Consider the following 21,937-nt stretch of genomic DNA (forward strand, 5'->3'; position numbering starts at 1 on the left):
AGTGCAACCGTGAATTAGCATAGTTGCACCTAGTGTGTCAACCATTGATTTTGGTGAAGAGCCATAATTTAAGCCTGAAAAAATTATTGCTATATATTTGAATGTATAATCTGTAATACCATCTTTTTCTTTAAATACGTTCAGTTCATATATCCCGATAGCTACTTTATGAAAAACAACCGAGTAGATAGCAGCAAAAAAATTAATTGCTAACACAACAAGGATAATCGTACTCGGAAATGGAATACCCGCGGGCAGCATAAAAAGAGATAATAATGATGTTGATATAATTGCAATAACCATACCAATCCATTCTTTTTGGGAAATTTTCTTATTTGTCCGCTGTTTCACAATACCCTTCTCAGGTTTTAAACAGGCAAATATGGATAGTAAAATAAAAAGACATTCAAACATGAAAATAAATGTGCTTACCTTTCCCGCTCCGTCTGATCTCCATTCAGTCCTATTTAATGTAAACAATGCGATCAAAATTGCTAGCATGATGTTAGCCTTTAAAAGAAACCATAAACCGTTTTTTATAGAAATACGATTTCCCAATGTTTTATCAAACAACTTAACCTTTCCCTTACGAAAGAATTGATTACACAACCCGCTTCATAACTAGCATAATTGTTTTTTAGAACTTGTCAAAGATGGCAATTACCCCAAACCCTTCCCACAATAAAAATAGGACAAAGACAATAGCAATTACTTTATTAACTAGCAACGGTAGCCTTAACAAAATCATCTGTTCGTAATAATTTATCCCTGATAAAAAAATGGCAACATATTTAAAAATGTAATCCATCAAGGTTGTTTTTTCTTGGAAAACGTTCGCTTGATAAATTCCTAAAGCAACCGGATGAAAAATAACGGAGTACAATGACACTATAAAATTGGTCATTAATATTAAAAAAATTAGTGTACTTGGGTAGGGAATGTTTGCCCCTAAGAATAATAGTGAAAATATAGAAAGTGCTATAAAGTTAATTCCAAACCCTAACTACTCTTTGTTATGCTTCTTTTGATCCTTTTCTAAATCCTTCCCAACATAAGGTTTAATACATGCCAGAAATGACAAAACCACAATAAAAATTTCCGCAAATACAAGATACATCATAACGTAACCAAAGCCATCGTCATAACGCCACTCACTCTTGTTAATCACCAAAACAAGAAGAATAAGTATTAATAGAATATTTGATTTAACAAAAGCTAAAAATCCGTGTTTAAATGAAAAGTATTTCTGTTTGTTCATGCAACATTCCATTCCTTTTTCCTGTTGACTAGGTCACGGATAAATTATTCAAAAACTAATAACCAAAAATCCTTGCAAAAGTAAAAATAATACAAAGACAATAGCCAAAATTTTATTAACCACTAAAGGAAGATGTAATAACTTCATTTGAACATGAAAATTAATTCCCGAAAACAGTATATATATTTAAATGTAAAGTCCAAAACGCTGCTTTTTTCATCATAAACATTAGCTTTATATAATTTCAGAGCAACAGGATGAAAAAGAATAGAATATAAAGCGAACATGAAATTTATCACCAAAACTAACATAACGATTGTACTTGGGAACGGAACGCCAATACCTGCAAAGCCAAGCGATAACAGAGATGTTATAGTAATGGTTAATAGCAATCCTATCCATTCTTTTTCAGAAAAACGGCTTTTGTGTCCTGAAATCACATGATTAACTTGACGGTTAAAACAAGCTATAAATGACAGCAAAATTATAAAGGCCTCTGCAAAAGAATATAAATACCAAAATAGGCGTTTTTGATCCATGATTAACCATAAAAATAACTGCAGCAAAAACAAGTAGCAAATTGGACGTTATGAATGACTGAAGTCCCTTTACCAAAGAAAATTTCCATATTTTCGTTTTTGTACCATTAGCCTTTATGTGTGTTGATGATTTATCCAATGATTTCCCTGCCTACTCATGGTTTTTTCTCCAATAAAAATATCCTATTTTAATTAAAAATGCCTAGTGTCAAAGCAACACCCCATAATAAGGTCAACGCAAATACAATTGCAGTTTCCAATTAAGAAATATTGAAGTGAAGGCTTTCTTTAAAGGAAAAGCGTTTCTATTTTACTATATCCCTTAGTTTGAATATACTGCCATATGCTCTCAAATCACTTGTCAAAAATCGTACCTACCACAAACCATTGCCACAGTAGAAACAAAGCAAAAACAATAGCAATGACTTTGTTTAACAACAACGGGAACCTTAACAATATCATCTGCACATAATAATTTATCCCTGATAAAAAAATGGCAACATACTTAAAAATGTAATCCATCATGGTTGTTTTTTCTTGCAAAACGTTCGCTTCATAAATACCTAAAGCAATTGGATGAAAAACCACGGAATAAACTGATGCCATAGCATTTGTTATTAATATTAAAAATATTAATGTGCTTGGGTAGGGAATGTTTGCCCCTAAGAATAGTAGTGAAAATATGGAAATCACTATAAAATTAATTCCAAATCCTAACCACTCTTTGTTATTTTTCTTTTGTTTACCTTTTTTTAAATCCTTCTCAATTTGTGTATTAAAACACGCTAGTGAAGATAATAGGACTATAAAAGATTCAGCACCGAACAGAAAAAGGATAACAAAATTTATTCCGTCATAGCGCCACTCATTACTGTTAAGCATAAAAATCAGGAAAAAAAACATTAAAATAATATTTGATTTAATAAAAGCCAAAAAGCCACTCTTTAATGAAAATCTTTTTTGTTTATCCATGTACTACTCCATTCCTTTTACTCAAGACTAGCATAATAATTATTCACTAGGTTAGTTAAAAATCCCTGAAATAAAACCTCCTACATTTGAGGTTATATCACCAACTTTATCACCTATCCAATCCCCTGCATCTTTAACAGTATCCTCAACCCAGCGACCAGCATTTTCTCCCCATTCTTTAACAGTTCCTTCAACAAACCAGGATCCTACAATCCCAACACCTGCGCCAACTGCCCCACCTATAACAGTACCAACCCCCGGGCAGATCATTGACCCGATAACAGCTCCGCCAGTTGTGAGTCCGGCAACCCCAAGATCTAGTCCAATACCTCCAGCAAACCTACCTGACTTTTCGTAAAATGATTTGTATTTATTTTCATCACTAAAATATTCGCCGGAATTTGTTCCAACTGAAAATAGGATTCCAGCATACGGTATCCTTTTCGCAAGTTTCATTACACCCTTCGTACTGGAAAATTGCTTCGCCGTACCCTTTACATCCACGTTCATTTTATAATCTTTTAATTTCGCTTTATCAAATACAAGAACACTAGAATAACTGTTAGCTACTTTCCCGAAACTAATTCTATTTGTTTTGCCTTTAAGCCCGATTATTTGTCGAAGAACCCCACTAGGCGCTTTTCCTGATTTGGCAATATACCGCTTAAGGGGATTCGCTGCGTTTCTATCGCCGTTTTTCAATAGTTTATAAATATTACCGGCCAACTTCGATTCATATTTTCCATTCGAACCTTTTTTCCACTTAGCAGAAGCTTTAACAATAAAGTTTCCTTTACCGTCTTTCACCAAATCAAGCATGCCGCTGTTCATGATTTTAAATGCAAGTGCCCCTTTTGCAACGTTATATGCCCCGTTTGTTTTTCCTAAATCCGAAAGCCACCCGGCAATATCTCCCTGAATGGTCGAATCACCTTGTTTAACAGACAATTCCGTGGCACGGTCGATCATGTCCTCGATGACATCCGATTCCATGAAATAATTTTCAACTTCACCAATTTGGGATTCTGTCAAAAAGACCCCATTTTTCGTCCAACCTTGAATCTTGGTGACAAATTGAGCAATTTGATCTGCTGAATCAGCCGAATCTTCTAGTTTAGAAGTGCTGTCTTCATCAAGCTTGGAAAGGTTTGTACGTGTATCTTGAACGATAAACCGTGCTCCGGACAGGTGAAAGTCAAAGTTTGTCGTTTTCACGGAATCATAAGGCACCAGGTCACTTACCTCATTATAATGATTATTAATATCATCCACAATTTCATGTGTTAAGTCATCGAGTTTATTGAGAGCACTTTTCACATCGCCTTCGATGAATTCTTCACGGATAAGGCCATTATTATTTTCAAACGATTCGACCGATCCCTTTATTTCTTTTAAAATATTAATATATTCTTCCAAAAACAAGTTAAATAGAATGACTGCCGGGAAATGAAGTGTCATAAAATGTTCTCTAATTGCATTTCCACCTTCACCTTTGAGTGCATCATCAAGATCGATCAATTTATTCATGGCATCACGGATGGAGAGGAAATTGGAAAGCACCCCTCTTTACCATTACAATCGATCCAACTCCGGTTTAAGGGGCATTAGATGGGAAAATTAATTTTAAAATATTTGGATTGGGTTAGTAATGCGACATTTTTTACAGATCAGAAATGATGTCCCAATCGTAGAGGTTTAGGAAAGCAGGAAAAACAACAAATCATATTATTTTTTGTTTTCAAATTGACTTTTCGTGTTATAATAAACATAGAGATAAGAAAACAGGCATAAACTAATAAAGACCGAAGATACGCCAATATCTCCGGTCAGCAATGAATCGCTCCCCTTCAAGAGGGGTCAGCACAGGTAAGGAATAGACCTCACTAGGCTGCGAAACTAAGGGAGGTCTATTTTTTACGGTCTATAATCGTTACAACTAGTGTTGCAAAGGCGATCATTAGAACCAATGTCTCAAAAACAGACAAGGGCAACACCCCCTTCCGTTATAGCGTATCGCGTGACACTACAACGACGAGATGCGCCGACCTCCCTTGAGGAAAACACGATTATTGCATGTTTCTATTATACCATCTGCCTAAAAAGTTTAAAGAAGTATTTTAAATTTCTATTAATACATAATCAGACGAAAGTTAAATCTTCATACCCTGCCCGCTTACTGGTAAAATGAAGACAACCAATTAATCCGAGCAGGAGGAAAAATATGACTAACAAACTCATCCTGGTATCCTCATCACCAAGAAGACAAGAGCTGTTAAACCAGGTTAAGATTCCTTTTACGATCCGAAAACCGGACGTGGATGAATCACAAATCAAATCAAGCGATCCGGTAGAAAAAGTAAAACAATTGGCGTTATTAAAAGGGAAAAATGTCCCGCTTCACTGCGAAGATGAAGTGATTTTATCGGCTGACACTGTTGTTTCCTTCCATCAAACGATCTTTGGAAAACCGAAAGATAGCCAAGAGGCTGCGCAAATGATTACTGCTTTTAGCGGAAACGTACACGAGGTATTTACTGGTGTCATGATTCGCTCCCATGATGATGAGATTGTTTTTGTTGAACGAACAAAGGTTGAATTTTGGCCATTATCAAAAGAGGAAATAGATTGGTATGTGAACCGTACGATAAAGCAGGTGCATACGGCATTCAAAGTCTTGGGGCAATGTTTGTTAAGCAAATTATCGGCGATTACTACACCGTTATGGGATTGCCCATTTCGCGTGTGATTAGGGAACTGAGACGGTTTTCTGTGTATGCGGAGGAAAAAGGTTAAAAATTAGTGCCAGTCCCACGTATTCCGGCATTTTGCGTAATGGGGGACTGGCCACTTTTGAAAAACTATCATTTACATCTGCCAATATTTTGCTAACTCCCCCGAACAAACGCCACAAAATCACGCACCACCTGTTTTCTGAAACGTTGCGGCTCTCGAACCATCAGCAAATCACGTGTGCGTTTGAGGTCGTTAACTGTTACCACCTTCATCATACCATACGCCAATTCCTTCTCCACCGTTAGCTTCGGTAAAATACTGACACCAAGACCCGCTTCCATCGCACTTTTAATCGATTGGACACTGCCAAGCTCCAATGAACTCTGAATCTTTTTCAGTACGCCAGCTTCTTGTAATGAATTTTCCAAAATAATTCGCGTCCCTGATTCCGCTTCCCGTCAGATCATCTTTTCTTCTGGCAGTTCATGCAGCATGATCATTTCCCTGTCTTTCCAGCGATGATCGGCCGGTAAAACCAGGACCAATTCATCCTGTGCGAACGTTTCTATCATAAAGGAACGATCATCAACCTGGCTCTCCACCAGAGCAATATCGATATCCTGATCCCCCAGTTTTTCCACGATCTGTGGCGTGTTTCCAATCGTTAAACTAAATCGGTAATCAGGAAACTTTTTCTTAAATTTTCCCATCACATGAGGCAGCAAATAATCGCCAATTGTAAAACTGGCCCCTACATGCAATACAGTTTCGTGTTCACCTGTTGCCTCCTTGACTGCCTCGTGCGATTGTTCTAGCATTTCTACCATATTTTTAGCAAACGGATATAACGTGTTTCCTGCTTTTGTCGGGATAAGTTTCCCATCATGCCGATCAAACAATAGCGTGTTATACTGCGTTTTACACAAAATTTGGAAAGCACGTGGTCCTAAGCTGGTTAGTTCGTACAATTGTATACTTTCCTCAGTACTCTTTTACTTCAAGAATATTACCCAGTCCAACAAAATGAGTCAGAACCTTCTGCTGATAGTCTATACACTTTTTGTTTTTTATTTCAACTTATTTATGCGTTATTCTGTTCATTTGATTGAAAGAACATGGTTAAATATTGCATTAGCTAATACATTTTCTAGGTTTTGAGAATTCAAAATTGGTAATGTTTATAAAACCTATCGTGGCATGATAGAATATATGTAAAGAACTTGGAGGTGTCATAAATGAAATGGAAAGATGTACGCCAAGCATTCCCGGACCAATGGGTGTTGATTGAGGCCGCAAAAGCATACACAAATGATGAAAACCAACGTATTTTGGAATAAATTACCTCATTGTAAAAGTATTCAAATTCACCTGATGCAATGAAAGTGTATCAAGAACTTCATCGTGAAAATCCTACTAGAGAATTGTATGTTCTCCATACGAGTCGAAAAAAACCTAATATTATTGAGAAAAAGTGGGTAGGTGTAAGACGTTAGTGAAAAAGTTATTCATTGATAAAGGGATCTTGCTTACGGATATGGAATTGACGTTTAAGGGAAAATCATTAATGTTAACATTGTGGTGGTTGCAAAAGGATATGCCTTACACACCAAGATACATGGCTGAATTACTGAGGCAGTTAGATGTTAATGGACCTTACATTGACAATCCTTTTTTTAAATCAACCTTATTATCTTGGGGAACAAATGCATAAGCGGTCGTTATTTCTCCCAAAAAAATATTAAAAACCAGCAACATGAATATACTAAAAACAGCGTGCCAATGTGTTCCAATTAAAAACAAATAAATTGACAGGTTTGAATTAATTGAATATGATATACAACTAATTATTAAAGTCGGACAACTTAACTGGAATGGAGTGTGCTCTATGGTAAAAAGTGTAACCGAACGTCGGCATGACATTGAAAGTCAATTCCCGGTCTGGAAGCGAAAAACATTGGGAGCCCATTTTGCTGAGCGGGCACAAAAATATCCTGATCGCCCATTACTATTAACCGCTGATAGGGAATATACATACATGGACGTGTGGAATGAAAGTATACAAGTTGCCAGAGCATTAATGGCACTTGGTGTTAAACGACGCGATCATGTTGCCCTATTAATGGAAAACAGACCCGAATTTATATCCTTAAAAATTGCTGTATCCTTGGTTGGTGCAGTATGTGTACCAATCAACACGATGCTGCGTGAAGATGAATTGGAATACACACTTAGGCAATCCGACACTAATTGGTTATTCTTTCATCAAACCATTAAAAAGACAAATTACGCGGAAATTATTGATCGCTTAATCGATCAGAACAAGCTTCAGGATATTCACGGCAAACATGTCATGCAACAGGCAATTTGCATTCCTAATCAACCGTCATCAGGTGGTAGTGAAAGATTTATCGTATGGGATGATTTTCTTGCCAAATCATCATCGGTTGCAATGGATGTTTTACAGGAACGAATCGATCATAGTGAATATCCGGATGAAATTGTCGATATCATTTATACCTCTGGAACAACTGGGCTGCCTAAAGGTGTGATGCTTACCCATGATATGGTTTTACGTTGCGGATTCAGTTCCGCACTCAGCCGGGCGTTTGAAGATGGACGACGTATCTTTACGACCCTGCCAATGTATCATGTATTTGCCTATATTGAAGGAATTCTTTCTGCTACATATGTAGGTGGTGCACTTGTATTAACAACGGAATCGACACCAAAATCCATGTTGACACTAATGGAAAAAACACGGGCAACTGATTTCCTTGGTGTCCCTTCCATGTTACTTTCTATTCTGCATTACCCGGATTTAAAGAAATATGACCTGACATCATTATTCAGCTTACTTTGTGCAGCTGCCCCGGCACCAATTCCGGTCTGGAAGCAGGCAATACAGGAACTTGGTCTGACTGAGATCTGTACGGCTTATGGTGGAACAGAAGCAACTGCAGCAACTGTTCATACGGAAGTGGGCGATTCAGTTGCGATTGTTTCCACCAGGGTAGGACGGATGAAGCCGGGTGGAAGCAGTGGTTTGGCTGAATTTGGCGGAGCAAACACGCAATATAAAGTAGTCGATCCATTCACAAAAGAGGATATTGATCCAAACACTCCTGGTGAACTTGTCGTCCGTGGAAACATTGTAACCAACGGCTATTACAATAAACCAGAAGAAACGGCCGCTGCTATTGATAAGGACGGATGGTTTTATACTGGCGATTTGGGACGGATTGATGAACATGGTTATATTGAATTCCTTGGAAAGAGTAAGGATTTATATAAAGTTTCCGGTGAAAATGTTGCGCCAAAAGAAGTGGAAGAAGTTATCTCTAACCATGATGCCGTCAAACAAGTGTATGTTGTTGGGGTACCCGATGCCATCACCGGTGAAATTGGTGCCGCTTTCGTAGAGTTAAAGGCTGGCAAAAAGCTAAAAAGACGTGATATTGTAAACCTATGCCGTGAGCAACTAGCTAAATTTAAAGTCCCCCGCTACGTCTGGTTTATTGAAGAAGCGGATTGGCCATATACCGGAAACGGAAAAATACAGAAGTTTCGCCTTGTTGAAGCCGCTAAAAAGTATTTAGGAAAAAATGCAACTGAAACAAAGGAGGCAAATGAATGGCAGTAACGACACCAAAAGTTGTTGTTACTGGAATCGGCGCCATCACCCCGTTTGGTGTTGGCGTTCCCTTTTTTTGGGATTCAATAATGAAAGGGAAATCTGCCGTTAAGGAAACGAAACAAGCCGACTGGCAGAAATGGATTCCAGTATCTGCACAACTACCGGAAATCAATATGCACGACTACCTTTCCAAAAAACAAATCAAAAATACGGACAGGTTTACCCAGCTTGGCCTTATTGCAGCAGCTGAGGCGGTTAAAGATGCCGGATTATCATCAGAAACAGAAGCATCTTGGTCAGTGGATCTTCCGCAACAGCGAATGGGAATATCGGTGGGAACCGCATATGGTGGTGTGGAGTCACTTACCGAGAGTGCGAGTTCACTGGCTATGTACCCTGACAAGCGGATGGGGCCCAGGCTGTTGTCGAAATCCATTCCAAACGCAGCAGCGGCAGCACTTGCCATGGAATATCATATTCGCGGACCGGTCATGACCTACACAACTGCTTGTGCGGCATCGGCCAATGCGATCGGTGAATCGATGTATTGGCTCAAACGCGGTGAAGTGGATCTGGTTTTAGCTGGTGGAGCGGAATATCTATTTTCTCCGGTTGTCCTTGCCGGTTTGCGTTCAGCGGGCGCAATCGCAACCGATGGACCAGATGATATGCGGGAATGGAGCCGACCATTTGATGCCAACCGAAAAGGAATGGTTGTAGGTGAAGGAGCAGCTTTTCTTATTTTAGAAACTGAAGAACACGCAGCCAAACGTGGGGCAAAAATCTATGCCGAGCTTGCCGGTTATGGCGCCTCCAATGACGCCTACCATGAAACTGCACCACATCCTTATGGAGAAGGGGCAGCGATTGCAATCAAACGGGCATTGGAAACCTCTGGACTAAAGCCAGGCGATATCGATTATATCAACGCCCATGCCACCGCGACACCTGTTGGCGACAAGGCGGAGACCATCGCCTTGGAAAACGTCTTTAATGAAAAGGTTCTCTGCCTCTAAAAAAGTGATGGAATTATCGGTCACATGATCAAATTTGTGCACAAGATAATAAACTTTCAAGCTCACTCAACCAGTTTCAGACCCAGCGTGATCAATACTCACATGCACAAGGCCAACCTTGAGTTAAGCAAAATTAACAGTTAAATAGTCGCACCTTTTCAGTGGTTTCAGACAGCTCCCGTGTCGTATTTCTTATTCCGTTTCTGTTCTCTATGCTGGAAAAAAGCAAGTTGATAGGTAACAGAACGATTCCATTAAATCGGTTCTTTCTGCAAAATAGGGAATACCTTTGTTGTTGATAAGCTCCCGATTGCGGTAACCCCAATTAAAAATAAAACAGGTCTCAAATTTTTTATCTAGGGCAATACATAATATTAACGCCAATTTTGCTGAAGGATTAAAATGTCCTGTTGCAATGAAACTTATAGTTTGTCGGGATACTCCAATCATATTTAAACGGAGAAAAGTAGGTTTGAAAGCCCCGCCACTAGTTTTTCTAGACTTTCTAGACATTAATCCTTGTTAAATTAATCTGCCAGTTACTTTAAGTACAAAATTTCATAATCTCTTCTAAACTTTAGATATTTAAGTGTTGTTTAACAATACGGTCCAATTATGGCAGCCAGTCGTTAATTACTGCGCCCATTTCAGGAAGACTTAAATTCAGGATAGTATTAAAAAATCCGTTAATTTCAAAGCATCTATACAAGCCCTTCAAGAATGGCTATATCGTCCCATCCGTATACACGTTTATTAAGCGTTTTTCCGGAAAACTGTTCTTCAACGGTATCTATTTTTTTACCTCCAAGTGCTTCATAAAAAAGAAGGGAACTGTTATCTTCAAGCACTTTTACTATCATCGTAGACATGTTTTTTTGTTTTAGTTCCTCAATTATTGGTCTTACAAGTAATTTCCCCACTCCGTCTCTTTGATGCTCTTTCAAAATATATATGGCATATAATTCACCTGTGTAACCCGGATATTTATCTGTCCTCTTCTCACCACCAGATGAAAACCCTACAATATCTTTCTCTTTGGTTTCTGCCACGTAAACGCCACCGTTTGGAATGTTGTTTATCCATAACTGTTCTCTCTTCTCATAGGTCACATTATTCAAATACCTCTCTGGGATAATATTTGCATATGTCGTTTTCCAACTGTCAACGTGTACTTTTGCTATTCCTTTTGCATCAGCCAAAACAGCCTTTCTTATCTTCATTGAATCAGTCACCTCATTTCCCTGCAATCGCGCTCAATGTTTGAAGATCTACAAACCCATGAAAACGACATCTGTTTGCCGAGCGATTAATTGATGTTTTTTTAGCAATAATTTTTTAAGCCAATAGGTAGCGGATCAATCCCAATATGGCAAAACAAAATAAAGCTGTGCCAGAACCTATGCCGGTGATTGCACTGTTGGCAACTCCCAATTTTTTGGATAGCCATGGTGATATTACAGCAATTGCTATCATAAGAACCGCTAACATATACAAACTAAGGTCTTTAAAGATGTTTACTAGCCAGAAAAAATGAACACCTACGATAAAAGCAATCCACGGAGCAACATAATCCTTTTTTTTACTTCGGATCAACAAGAAAGCTCCGAGTCCCGCTAAAAAAAATTCAGTGTAGAAAACAATTAAGTAGTTAGTAAACGTGTCCTTTTCTGACAAAGTAGTTGCCGAATCCCCGTGCGTCACGCTTAAGTACACGCCAATCAAGCATACTAACAACGCAAACCCGGACGCAATCCCAATATACTTGTGCCACCTTTTTCTAGGATTCTCCTGAGCCCACCCGAACCAAACAAAACTAAACATACCGAAAATCGCCGAATACATCGCATAATCCCTTATATATTCTGGCTCCATAGTCAACCCTCTCCCATTAGTTTTTCCTTCACCAGAAACAGCTGCTATTGAGATTACTAATGGCTTCCATTCATTATATTTATTCTACCTTTGCGTATTAGATATATAAAATATAACCACCAAATGTTTACAATTCTTTTGTTCTACTATCCGGCCCTTTTGTTCAGCATTGGCGCTTATGCCTATTCCATATTAGCATCGTTAAATTGACGTCTTCGCACTTACCTTGCTTTTGTCAGAAATAAAAGCCATATGTTCATTAGAATCAAGTTTATGATAGTGTTGAAGGCCGATTCTTTCTGCCACTCGTATTGATGGTTTATTAGAAGGACGAATTCGGGCTATAACAGACAAATTAGGTATATAATCTTTAGCCATTTTAACAGCAACCCTGGCTAATTCCGTCGCATAGCCGTGTCCCCATGCCTTTGGTGAAAACCTATAATAAAGGTTCAACACGTCCATCCCTTTCCAGCGATCTTTACCGATCCCTCCAATTACATCTGACGTAGTCGGGAGAACAACTACCCAATAGCCATATCCATAATTCAACCAATTATTTCTCCAACGATTCAATGATTCTTGGGCCTCATCAAGATCCTTCATTGGCCCTGCTGGACGATATTGATTTGTAGCTGGATCTCCTTCTATCGACAGTATGTAAGATAGATCCTCTTGCTTTGGCATTCTAAGTAGTAAATTATCAGTTTTCACTCCTTTAAATATTTTCTGAACATAATGATTCATCTTTAACTCACCCGTTTGCGGCAATGTTTCATTTTAATCAAGATTAGTTATATAAAAGTCCTTCTCTACTCTGACAGGTTCTCATATTCCCCAAGGAACTCATTTACAATTAATCTTTGTTGCTCTTCCTACCGAATTTCTTGCGGCAGATTCATATTGCTTTTCACCACAATGCAGGCATTTCAATTTAAACAATGTTTTAATTGTTTGCTTCCAAGTCCATTCCTTACTACAGTTTTGACAGATAGGCATACAACGACCTCCCTTTTGTATCAGTATAATGATACACAGACACATGCACTTTGCTGGAACATAACCTTTAGAGGTATTTTAGGTATCCATTTCCTGAAGGATTTGAGCAACTGCCTCTTCATCCAAACCTGTGGATTTAACAACCACATCTATTGCGATATTCTGTTTTAAAAGTCTTATGGCAACAGCTTTTTTAGCATTATATTCCGCTTCATCAATTGTTTGCGCCAAATGTTTTTCTTTTTCTTCCAAATATTTTTCTTTTTCGTCCACGTATTTTTCCTTTTCATCCACGTGTTTTTCTTTTTCACCCACGTGTTTTTCCTTTTCGTAAAGGTCTTTTTCCATCCGCTTTATCTCTTGTTTCCGCTCTTCCTCTTGACGGCGTTCAGCTTCTTTATCTAGAAGAACTTTCAATCGCGATTCATACTGTAAAACTTGTTCTCTTGTCATGCTCAGTTCTTCCCAATTTTCAAAAGCATCACGTAATGACTCATCGTTCATGGCTATTTCCTCCAATTCTTTATAAATATCGTCATATACTTCCCCATGTCTGTGATCCACCATTCCCAGCATCAGTAGCCATCTGGCAAGTACATCTTCCCATGGATTCAGTTTTCCTTGTTTCCAATATTTTATTAGTTTGGTCATCTCGATGAAATGAAATTCCACCACATCCGAAAGCCAATATCGATCCACATCTTCTGATAAGTGATAGCTTGTATGGAAGCGTTCTGTTTGGCTGAAATAATCGTAGTTCAAGATATTGATGGAAATTACCGGTCGCAGTTGTTTATAGTCCATGCTTTTTCCCAAAAGATTTTTATACAATCTTGACCAGTAAAATATAGACCGTTTAGCCATATCATGTTTGTCTGAAAACTGAACTTCCACATTAATTGTTTCACCGGCATCTGTAACAACGAGCAAATCCAATCTCGATTCTTTATCCTCATCATATTCCCTGTTTTGCTCTACATTGGCGAAGACGACATCCTTGATTATGCCTCTGCCAGTTTTTTGCAAGATAGCATTGAGAAACACAATTGTAATTTGTTTATTTTTTTCATTCCCGAATAGTTGTTTGAAAGCAAAATCAATTTTTAAATCCATCAACCGCTCTAAAGGAATTCGCTTGAGCAGCTTTGTTTGCTTATTATCTCTCGTTGGTTTGTTGTAATCAATGGGGTTTTCCTGAACGTTGATAAATGCAGTTGAATCAATTGTTTTCACGTGAAAATAGTTTGTTTGTGGCATATCATCACACCTTTCACTTTTTGAGGTCTGAGCCAAGGTGTATTGTCTATTAATAGTATATCAGAAACCCGTTGCAAAACAAGTGTTCCCAAAAGGTTTTTAAGCTTTTTTGCATCGTTTACCATTTTGCAACCACAATTCACGCAAATAATATATATGATATCCAAACCAAATTAAACCGCTCTATCCTTATTCACGCATTACTTCCTTGCTTTTATCCGCACCAAAATCATGCCCGCTTTTCAACTATTACCAATATAAGTGTCGCAATTGGCCCAAGAAATAGGGACAAGAGAAACCAATTCAATCCACTTCTATTCTTTCCTTGAGCCAATCCCGCATTGATTAATGACAACGTTCCCCAGCCAACAACGAATTCATTCATTGAATCACCTCCCCGCTGTATTTGTATTTAACCGTTTACCTTTGACTTTGGAATATACTTGGTAAAGTAAGCAGCCAATATTAACAAAACAATTGATATCCCCCAGCTCACAATCCCGACAAAGTTAAACCAATAAGCCAGCAGATTGGTTACCGCCAAAAGGTAAAGGAAAATTGCCGATAAAGCACTTTTTACTCCAGTAATTCCAGCCCTATTACGTTTACGCACAGCAAAAAACAGGGAAACAATTAGCACTATAACGGTTATCACGGACAAGATATCTGCCCACATCATCATTTGCCCCCTTCCAGATAAAATTCCGCAGCCATTACTTCATTTACTTAACTCTATACTACTACTGTTTACTGCCTTATGCACAACAACAACCAACATTGCTTACTTAACTTAGATGTTTTAATTCATCCAAACCGGGAAGACACATGATAGAAAGAACATTTCATAGAAAGGGTAGTTATTTATGAAAAATATACAATATCAGCCAACCAAAAACAAACAGCTTTCTGATGCACAGGAAGTTCATTATTCCAAGGAATTTAAACAGGCAGATATTGCTGGCGGCTTTCGGAGACCCCGAGTCAATGTGGCAAAACACGAAAACCCACATTTAAAACAATAAACATATGATTCACCCCTATTCACTTTCAAATGCATATCAATTATGGAAACACATGAATGGCCATGTGTTTTTTCTTTATTTAAGCTACTATTAAATGATTGAAACCTTTTGCCAAATATCATCGTAATACAAAGCAAAGAAAATGGAGGTAGCAGTTATGGTAGAACCGGCAATGCAGCTCATCGATGTGAATAAAAACATCGGCAACAAAAATATTATCAAAGGGTTATCCTTTACAATTAATCCCGGGGAAGTGTTTGGATTTATTGGGCCAAATGGTGCCGGAAAAACAACCACGATCCGAATGATGGTTGGCTTAATGCATATGACAAGTGGCGATATTCGCATCCTTGGCAAAAGCATTAAAACCGACTATAAACAAGCAGCCCGAGAAATTGGTGCGATTGTAGAAAATCCGGAAATGTACCCGTTTATGACCGGGCTCCAAAACCTGAATCACTTTGCACGAATGACTCCTAGCGTGACCAAAGAACGTATCCAGGAAGTGATTTCTCTTGTTGGGTTGGAAAAAGTGATCAAACATAAAGTTGGCAAATATTCACTTGGAATGCGCCAGCGCCTAGGAATTGCCCAAGCCTTGTTACATAAACCGTCTGTCTTAATACTGGATGAGCCAACGAACGGGCTGGATCCTGCTGGTATTCGGGAAATTCGTACATACATCAGAAGTTTGGCTGAAAAAGATCATGTGGCTGTGATCATTTCCAGTCACTTATTGTCAGAGATTGAACTCATGTGTGACCGGATTGGAATTATTAAAAATGGCGAATTAATTGCCACCCAACAAGTGAACGAAACAGCTGACACACAAACAGCAATTCAAGTGCAAATGGAAGTAACGCCACAGGAACAGGCCAAAAAAATATTACAAGCGGAACACCAGATAGAAGCAATTATCAAGGACGGTATCCTGCAATTTCAAAGTGAAAAAGAAGATATACCAAAAATCATTCAAACACTGGCGAAACAGGATATTGCTATTTATCAAGTTAGTGCAGCCAAAACATCGCTAGAAGATAAATTTTTCGATTTGATTGGGGAGAATACGATTGGGTAACTTTATCAAATTACTCTATAATGAGCAGATTAAAATATATATTCGCAAGTCAACTTGGGTGATGTACATTTTACTGGCCGCAATAATTATTGGTCTGGCTTTTATCAACCATTCATTTGGTGACCTGAACGAGGAATATCAGGGAAATGACTGGCGGGAAGAATTACAACAAAGTAATGATGAAATGACCAAGGAAATGCAGGAAGATAAAGATTTGCAGGGACTTTACAATGAGGATATTGCTAAAAACAATTACTATCTGGAACACGATCTCAAGCCGGCCAAATATGATGCATGGCAGTTTGTCCTTGAAAATAAAGATTTCTTATCGTTGGTTACCTTATTTACCATCATCATTGCTGCCGGAATCATTGCGAACGAATTTAAATGGGGAACAATCAAGTTGCTGCTGATTCGTCCGATATCCCGGACAAAAATTTTGGTTTCCAAATACGTCTCCACCTTGTTATTTGCACTCTTTACACTGTTAGCTGTGTTGATCTTTTCCTGGATTGTTGGAGCGATTTTCTTTGGTGTAAACGGAATCCATACACATATTGTTGAATTTGGCATGGGTGGTATCACCGAAGTTTCTGTGCTCAAAGCAATTATTTCGGGGTATGGCTATCAACTGGTAAACCTTGTGATGATGGCTACATTCGCATTTATGATCTCTGCCATCTTCCGGCAAAGTTCATTGGCGATTGGATTAGCGATCTTTCTCATGTTTACCGGTACGTCAATCGTTGCGTTTTTTCAGGACAAAGCCTTTGCTAAATATATTTTGTTTGCCAATACCGACCTTAGCCAATACGCACATGGGCGGGAACCCCTCATTAATGGAATGACATTGGAATTTTCGATTATCGTATTGATTGTGTATTATGTTATCTTTCTTATTGTCTCTTGGCTGTTCTTTACGAAACGGGACGTAGCTGGACAATAAATTAAAATTGAAAAAGCTGTTTGCTTCGCTGGCAAACAGCTTTTATTTTTATTTATAGTTCGGCGACATTGGGCGTGGCGTATGAATATCAACCAGGTTTGAGATTACATCAACCGGTTGGGCGCGGGTATCAACCGGATTCGGGCATATATCGACCAACCAGACGCGGATATCAACCGGATTCAAGAAGATATCGACCACACGGGCTTGTGTATCAACCGGGATCAAATTGATTTATGCCATACATATAAAAAACCGGAAGAATGCCATTTAAAACATTCTTCCAGTTCGAGAATTATCCTAATTTAGCTCGTCTTGCTGCTTTTTCCCGTTCGTTTTTGTTCAGGATTTTCTTGCGCAGGCGAACGTACTCAGGGGTTACTTCACAATATTCATCATCATTCAAGTACTCGATTGCTTCTTCCAATGACATGCTTCTTGTTTTGCGGATGGTTGCCGTCTGGTCTTTTGTTGCAGAGCGGACGTTGGTCAGATGCTTTTCTTTCGTGATATTAACTGTCAGATCATTTTCGCGATTATGTTCGCCAACGATCATCCCGGCATAAATATCTGTTCCTGGCTCAACGAAAATGACACCGCGGTCTTCCAACTGCATAATACCATAAGTGGTTGCTTTGCCATTTTCCAATGCGACAAGCACCCCTTCACGACGGCCGCCGACATAGCCTTTGTAAACCGGCTCATACGAATCAAAGGTATGGTTTAAAATACCATATCCGTGGGTCTGACTCATAAATTCGGTCGTATAGCCAAGTAAGCCACGTGATGGAACTTTAAAATCAATCCGAACCTGGCCATTTCCATGGTTGACCATATCCAGCATTTCGCCTTTACGTGCGCCGAGGGATTCCATCACCCCACCTGTATATTCTTCAGGGATGTCGACTTGCACCCGTTCGACCGGCTCACATGATACACCATCGATTTCCTTAATAATAACTTTAGGCTTGGAAAGTTGCAGTTCAAATCCTTCACGCCGCATGTTTTCAATTAAAATCGATAAGTGCAATTCACCACGGCCAGATACGATCCATGCATCCGGTGATTCGGTTGGTTCGACACGTAAACTTACATCGGTTTCCAACTGTTTCATTAACCGTTCTTCAATTCGTCTGGAAGTTATATATTTTCCTTCCTTACCGGCAAATGGGCTATTGTTTACCAGAAAAGTCATTTGCAATGTTGGTTCATCAATTCTGAGCATCGGCAAGGCTTCCGGATGATCCTCAGGGCAAATCGTTTCGCCGATATTCAGATCTTCCATACCTGCAATGGCCACAATATCACCAGCTTTTGCTTCCTGGATTTCGATCCGCTTTAGTCCGATAAAACCAAACAGTTTGCTCACGCGGAATGATTTTTGGGTTCCATCTTTTTTCAAGACAACCACATGCTGGCCGACTTTAATTTTTCCACGGAATACCCGGCCGATCCCAATTCTTCCTACATAATCATTGTAATCCAGCAACGTTACCTGGAATTGTAATGGTTCATCAACGTTATCAACCGGAGCCGGAATCTGTTCCAAAATCGTTTTGAAAACCGGATCCATGGTTTCCTGCTGATCATCCGGTTCCTCACCAGACGTTCCATTTAACGCGGAGGCATAAACAACCGGAAATTCCAACTGATCTTCATCGGCACCAAGTTCGATGAACAAGTCTAATACTTCATCGATTACTTCATTTGGGCGAGCGTTTGGACGGTCAATTTTATTTAAAATAACGACAGGGGTCAATTTTTGTTCCAATGCCTTTTTCAAAACAAACCGGGTCTGCGGCATGCAACCTTCATACGCATCAACCACTAACAGAACTCCATCGACCATTTTCATAATTCGTTCTACTTCTCCGCCAAAGTCTGCGTGACCTGGTGTATCTAAAATATTAATGACTGTATCTTTATAATTAATCGCGGTATTCTTTGCCAGAATCGTAATCCCGCGTTCACGTTCGAGGTCATTTGAATCCATTGCACGTTCATCTACATGTTCATTTTCACGAAAAGTACCCGAGTATTTCAACAGTTGATCAACAAGTGTTGTTTTGCCGTGGTCAACGTGGGCAATTATCGCGATATTTCGTATATCTTCTCTTAATTGCATAAAAGTACGCTCCTCTTTTATTACGATTATGTTAGCGGAATGAGTGCCAAATAAATGGTTTCGTTCCCTAACGTCCATCTGTAATAAGGTTGACTCAAACCATACTATTATAGCACAAAATGCTGTCGAAAAAAACTACTTTTTTGCAACGACAAATTGTAACGTAAATTTTGCCCCGCCCAAACTGGATGTACCAACCGTAATTTTGCCATTGGATTGTTCGACAATCGCCCTGGCAATTGCGAGTCCCAGTCCGGTTTCGCCATTTTTCCCTTTCACAAACCGGTGAAAAATATGCGGAATTAATTCCTCCGCTATCCCTTCCCCGTCATCCTCAACGGTTATGAAGGTATTGTTTGCCTGTTTGGTAACATGAATCTCTACCCTGGAGTTGGCATGACGGATTCCATTAAAGGTGATATTTAACAACGCCCGAAGTAACATCTCCTGATCGGCAACAATCATCGTCTCCGGTTCTACATGATCTTCAATCGTAACTCCCTGTTCATTCACCAATGGCAATGCCCGTTCCAGAACCTGATCGATCAATTCGCGAACAGCTATCTTTTCCGGCTGGTAGCTTGTTTGTTCACTGTCCAACTTGGCTAGTAATATCATCTCATTAATAATCTTTTTTAGTCGTTTGACCTCTTTGACCATGATTTCCAGGCCTTTTTTTTCATCTTGCTCATTAAATATACGATCGTGGATTCCCTCTGCATAGCCTTGAATGGTCATTAATGGCGTTTTCAACTCGTGACTGGCATTTTGGAAGAAGGCTTGCTGTGTTTTCATATAGCGCTGCAATTCACCAGCCATTTCGTACACACTTTGTTCAACCTCCTTAATTTCCCCCGTCGCCTGAATGCGTTCAATCTGGTCAAATTGCCGCTTTTCAATTTTCTTTAACTGCCATTTTAATTTCGTTAATGGGGTAACCAGTTTGTTGGTCAAAAAATAACTCAATATAATCGCAGCCACCGCCCCAATCAGGAACACGACCAGCAGCCGTTGAATATAATTATGCTGGACAGCCTGCAAATCCTTGAGCGGGGTTAACAGGATCAGTTCCAGACCGGTGCTTTTTGGATAAAACAGAATTCTTGAGGTAACGTATTTATCATTGCTATATTCCCATAATTGCTTCGATTCGTCGGCAAAATTATTGTTCCGGAAAAATCCGGCGGCAACCTGTTGTGACATGGTCGAGTCCAGCACCTGATTATGTGCACGATCATACAAAAATAATTGTAAATCCTTATCCTCCAAAAAATCACTGAACTGTTCAATGTTTTGCTGGGAACTGTCCTCATCATTTAAAATACTGACAAGAATCTCCCCTTTTTGTTTCAATTGCCGCTGTTCATCTTGTACAAGCAAATCGAGGATCAAGGAATAAATAACAAATCCCGTAACAGCCAAAATGACCAGTAGTAATGTCGTAAACGCAACGTTTAATTGATTTTGCAGTTTCATTGCTATTCCTCTTCAGAACGAAGGCGATATCCGTAGCCCCAAACGGTTTCCAATTGGATATCCTTCAATTTTTTGCGAATTCGTTTCACCAGGTCATCTACCGCACGATCACTGCCAAAATAATCGCTGCCCCAGACTTGAATCAATAATTCCTCCCGGGAAAAGGCCCGGTTCACATTTTCTGCAAATAGTAACAGCATATCGAACTCCTTGGTTGTTACTTCCTGCTCGAGCCCATTCCAGAACACCAGACGATCCCCTTTATAAATAACCAGATTATCCACTGTTACCTTGTCCTGAACAGGGTCATTTGCGTCCATAACCAAGTTGGAGCGTTTCAACAGCCGCTTCACACGAGCCACTAATTCCCGGGGGCTAAATGGCTTCGTTAAATAATCATCACTGCCAAGTTCAAGCCCCAATATTTTATCCACTTCTTCATCTTTAGCCGAAATAATAATAATTGGCACCTCACTCTCTTGCCGAATTCGTTTGCAAAAATCATACCCGTCCATTCCCGGGAGCATAATATCTAAAATCCACATATCCGGTGGTTGTGTTTCCCATAATTCCAATGCCTTCTCCGCCGTATCATGAATCGTCACCATAAACCCTTCCTTTTTCAAATAGGCAGAAACGATATTTTGAATATTCGAATCATCCTCCACCACACCAATATGATAACCCAATTCATATACCTCCTTTGTGGGACGGGGGGACAGGCACCGCGTCCCGCTTTACCCACTTTCTACATTTACACTTTTATTTTTACACAAAATGGGGAATATGAACAATGAAAAGCAAAAAGCAGATCACTTATTAACAGGCTGTATTTTTCCTTCCCCATGTATGTGCAAATGATACATGAATGCGGGATAAGCAGTTCGTAAGTTCCTGATTGCTTCGGGCCTGGACAATGTGGAGCACTATTACACACTTTTTCTACATTTATACTTAATTTCTTCCAAGGCAGGCAATTATAATGATAATATAGAAATTATTACTTAGAT

General features: G+C 39.1%; 21 protein-coding genes and 3 pseudogenes. 7 read left to right on the plus strand and 17 right to left on the minus strand.

Features of this window, described 5'->3' with window-relative positions:
- The 6 genes from ABRT01_RS02760 to ABRT01_RS02785 all read right to left on the minus strand — a co-directional run.
- On the minus strand, window positions 1–573 hold a 573-nt coding region (locus tag ABRT01_RS02760), incomplete at its 3' end, for a hypothetical protein (protein WP_367746265.1).
- 430 nt (window positions 574–1,003) lie between these two features.
- The gene (locus ABRT01_RS02765; RefSeq protein ID WP_269411255.1) at window positions 1,004–1,258 is read right to left on the minus strand and encodes a hypothetical protein; all 255 of its coding nucleotides are present in this window, start codon (window positions 1,256–1,258) and stop codon (window positions 1,004–1,006) included.
- Between the two features lie 143 nt (window positions 1,259–1,401).
- Complete coding sequence (locus ABRT01_RS02770; protein ID WP_269411254.1) at window positions 1,402–1,797, minus strand: hypothetical protein; 396 nt, start codon at window positions 1,795–1,797, stop codon at window positions 1,402–1,404.
- A gap of 354 nt (window positions 1,798–2,151) precedes the next feature.
- Window positions 2,152–2,769 carry a hypothetical protein gene (locus ABRT01_RS02775; protein WP_269411253.1) on the minus strand — a complete coding sequence of 206 codons (618 nt, stop codon included), beginning with the start codon at window positions 2,767–2,769 and terminating at the stop codon, window positions 2,152–2,154.
- Between the two features lie 51 nt (window positions 2,770–2,820).
- On the minus strand, window positions 2,821–4,329 hold the full coding sequence (locus ABRT01_RS02780) for an LXG domain-containing protein (protein ID WP_269411252.1): 1,509 nt from the start codon (window positions 4,327–4,329) through the stop codon (window positions 2,821–2,823).
- Window positions 4,330–4,676: 347 nt separating this feature from the next.
- The gene (locus ABRT01_RS02785) at window positions 4,677–4,763 is read right to left on the minus strand and encodes a putative holin-like toxin (RefSeq protein WP_367746348.1); all 87 of its coding nucleotides are present in this window, start codon (window positions 4,761–4,763) and stop codon (window positions 4,677–4,679) included.
- Between the two features lie 227 nt (window positions 4,764–4,990).
- Here ABRT01_RS02785 and ABRT01_RS02790 point away from each other — a divergent pair.
- Window positions 4,991–5,562, plus strand: a pseudogene (locus ABRT01_RS02790) (Maf family protein).
- Window positions 5,563–5,654: 92 nt separating this feature from the next.
- Here ABRT01_RS02790 and ABRT01_RS02795 read toward each other — a convergent pair.
- Window positions 5,655–6,329, minus strand: a pseudogene (locus ABRT01_RS02795) (LysR substrate-binding domain-containing protein).
- A gap of 665 nt (window positions 6,330–6,994) precedes the next feature.
- On the opposite strand from ABRT01_RS02795, the gene ABRT01_RS02800 reads away from it, so the two are divergent.
- The 3 genes from ABRT01_RS02800 (at window position 6,995) to ABRT01_RS02810 (ending at window position 10,152) form a co-directional block, all read left to right on the plus strand.
- Window positions 6,995–7,213 carry a TetR-like C-terminal domain-containing protein gene (locus tag ABRT01_RS02800; protein ID WP_269411251.1) on the plus strand — a complete coding sequence of 73 codons (219 nt, stop codon included), beginning with the start codon at window positions 6,995–6,997 and terminating at the stop codon, window positions 7,211–7,213.
- Window positions 7,214–7,387: 174 nt separating this feature from the next.
- On the plus strand, window positions 7,388–9,142 hold the full coding sequence (locus ABRT01_RS02805) for a class I adenylate-forming enzyme family protein (RefSeq protein WP_269411250.1): 1,755 nt from the start codon (window positions 7,388–7,390) through the stop codon (window positions 9,140–9,142).
- A complete protein-coding gene (locus ABRT01_RS02810) occupies window positions 9,133–10,152 on the plus strand; it encodes a beta-ketoacyl-[acyl-carrier-protein] synthase family protein (RefSeq protein WP_269411249.1) in 1,020 nt (339 codons plus the stop codon). The genes ABRT01_RS02805 and ABRT01_RS02810 overlap by 10 nt, the downstream gene beginning before the upstream one ends.
- Window positions 10,153–10,479: 327 nt before the next feature.
- Here the strand turns inward: ABRT01_RS02810 and ABRT01_RS02815 are convergent.
- The 7 genes and pseudogenes from ABRT01_RS02815 to ABRT01_RS02845 all read right to left on the minus strand — a co-directional run.
- Window positions 10,480–10,602: pseudogene (locus ABRT01_RS02815) on the minus strand (helix-turn-helix transcriptional regulator); the annotation flags it as partial.
- Window positions 10,603–10,853: 251 nt separating this feature from the next.
- A complete protein-coding gene (locus tag ABRT01_RS02820; protein ID WP_269411248.1) occupies window positions 10,854–11,372 on the minus strand; it encodes a GNAT family N-acetyltransferase in 519 nt (172 codons plus the stop codon).
- Between the two features lie 115 nt (window positions 11,373–11,487).
- A complete protein-coding gene (locus ABRT01_RS02825; protein ID WP_269411247.1) occupies window positions 11,488–12,024 on the minus strand; it encodes a hypothetical protein in 537 nt (178 codons plus the stop codon).
- 201 nt (window positions 12,025–12,225) lie between these two features.
- Entirely contained in the window at window positions 12,226–12,771 is a 546-nt protein-coding gene (locus tag ABRT01_RS02830) for a GNAT family N-acetyltransferase (RefSeq protein ID WP_269411246.1), read from the minus strand.
- Between the two features lie 330 nt (window positions 12,772–13,101).
- Window positions 13,102–14,280, minus strand: coding sequence for an Rpn family recombination-promoting nuclease/putative transposase (locus ABRT01_RS02835; RefSeq protein ID WP_269411245.1), 1,179 nt, complete (start codon window positions 14,278–14,280; stop codon window positions 13,102–13,104).
- Between the two features lie 229 nt (window positions 14,281–14,509).
- Window positions 14,510–14,665 carry a hypothetical protein gene (locus ABRT01_RS02840; RefSeq protein WP_269411244.1) on the minus strand — a complete coding sequence of 52 codons (156 nt, stop codon included), beginning with the start codon at window positions 14,663–14,665 and terminating at the stop codon, window positions 14,510–14,512.
- Window positions 14,666–14,692: 27 nt separating this feature from the next.
- A complete protein-coding gene (locus ABRT01_RS02845) occupies window positions 14,693–14,959 on the minus strand; it encodes a hypothetical protein (RefSeq protein WP_367746270.1) in 267 nt (88 codons plus the stop codon).
- 184 nt (window positions 14,960–15,143) lie between these two features.
- Here ABRT01_RS02845 and ABRT01_RS02850 point away from each other — a divergent pair, with 184 nt between their 5' ends.
- The 3 genes from ABRT01_RS02850 to ABRT01_RS02860 all read left to right on the plus strand — a co-directional run bounded on the left by ABRT01_RS02850 (window position 15,144) and on the right by ABRT01_RS02860 (window position 17,326).
- The gene (locus ABRT01_RS02850; RefSeq protein WP_269411243.1) at window positions 15,144–15,302 is read left to right on the plus strand and encodes a YfhE family protein; all 159 of its coding nucleotides are present in this window, start codon (window positions 15,144–15,146) and stop codon (window positions 15,300–15,302) included.
- A gap of 157 nt (window positions 15,303–15,459) precedes the next feature.
- Window positions 15,460–16,380 carry an ABC transporter ATP-binding protein gene (locus tag ABRT01_RS02855; protein WP_269412450.1) on the plus strand — a complete coding sequence of 307 codons (921 nt, stop codon included), beginning with the start codon at window positions 15,460–15,462 and terminating at the stop codon, window positions 16,378–16,380.
- Entirely contained in the window at window positions 16,373–17,326 is a 954-nt protein-coding gene (locus tag ABRT01_RS02860) for an ABC transporter permease (protein ID WP_269411242.1), read from the plus strand. Before ABRT01_RS02855 ends, ABRT01_RS02860 begins: the two co-directional genes overlap by 8 nt.
- A 295-nt stretch (window positions 17,327–17,621) precedes the next feature.
- Here the strand turns inward: ABRT01_RS02860 and typA are convergent, their stop codons facing one another.
- The 3 genes from typA to ABRT01_RS02875 form a co-directional block, all read right to left on the minus strand.
- Window positions 17,622–19,451, minus strand: a complete 1,830-nt coding sequence (typA, locus tag ABRT01_RS02865) for a translational GTPase TypA (RefSeq protein WP_269411240.1) — start codon at window positions 19,449–19,451, stop codon at window positions 17,622–17,624.
- Window positions 19,452–19,586: 135 nt separating this feature from the next.
- Window positions 19,587–20,927 carry a sensor histidine kinase gene (locus tag ABRT01_RS02870; RefSeq protein ID WP_269411239.1) on the minus strand — a complete coding sequence of 447 codons (1,341 nt, stop codon included), beginning with the start codon at window positions 20,925–20,927 and terminating at the stop codon, window positions 19,587–19,589.
- Between the two features lie 2 nt (window positions 20,928–20,929).
- Window positions 20,930–21,616, minus strand: a complete 687-nt coding sequence (locus ABRT01_RS02875; protein ID WP_269411238.1) for a response regulator transcription factor — start codon at window positions 21,614–21,616, stop codon at window positions 20,930–20,932.
- Window positions 21,617–21,937: the final 321 nt, after the last annotated feature.

This window comes from Lentibacillus sp. L22, assembly GCF_040812445.1.
Classification (GTDB): domain Bacteria; phylum Bacillota; class Bacilli; order Bacillales; family Amphibacillaceae; genus Lentibacillus_C; species Lentibacillus_C daqui.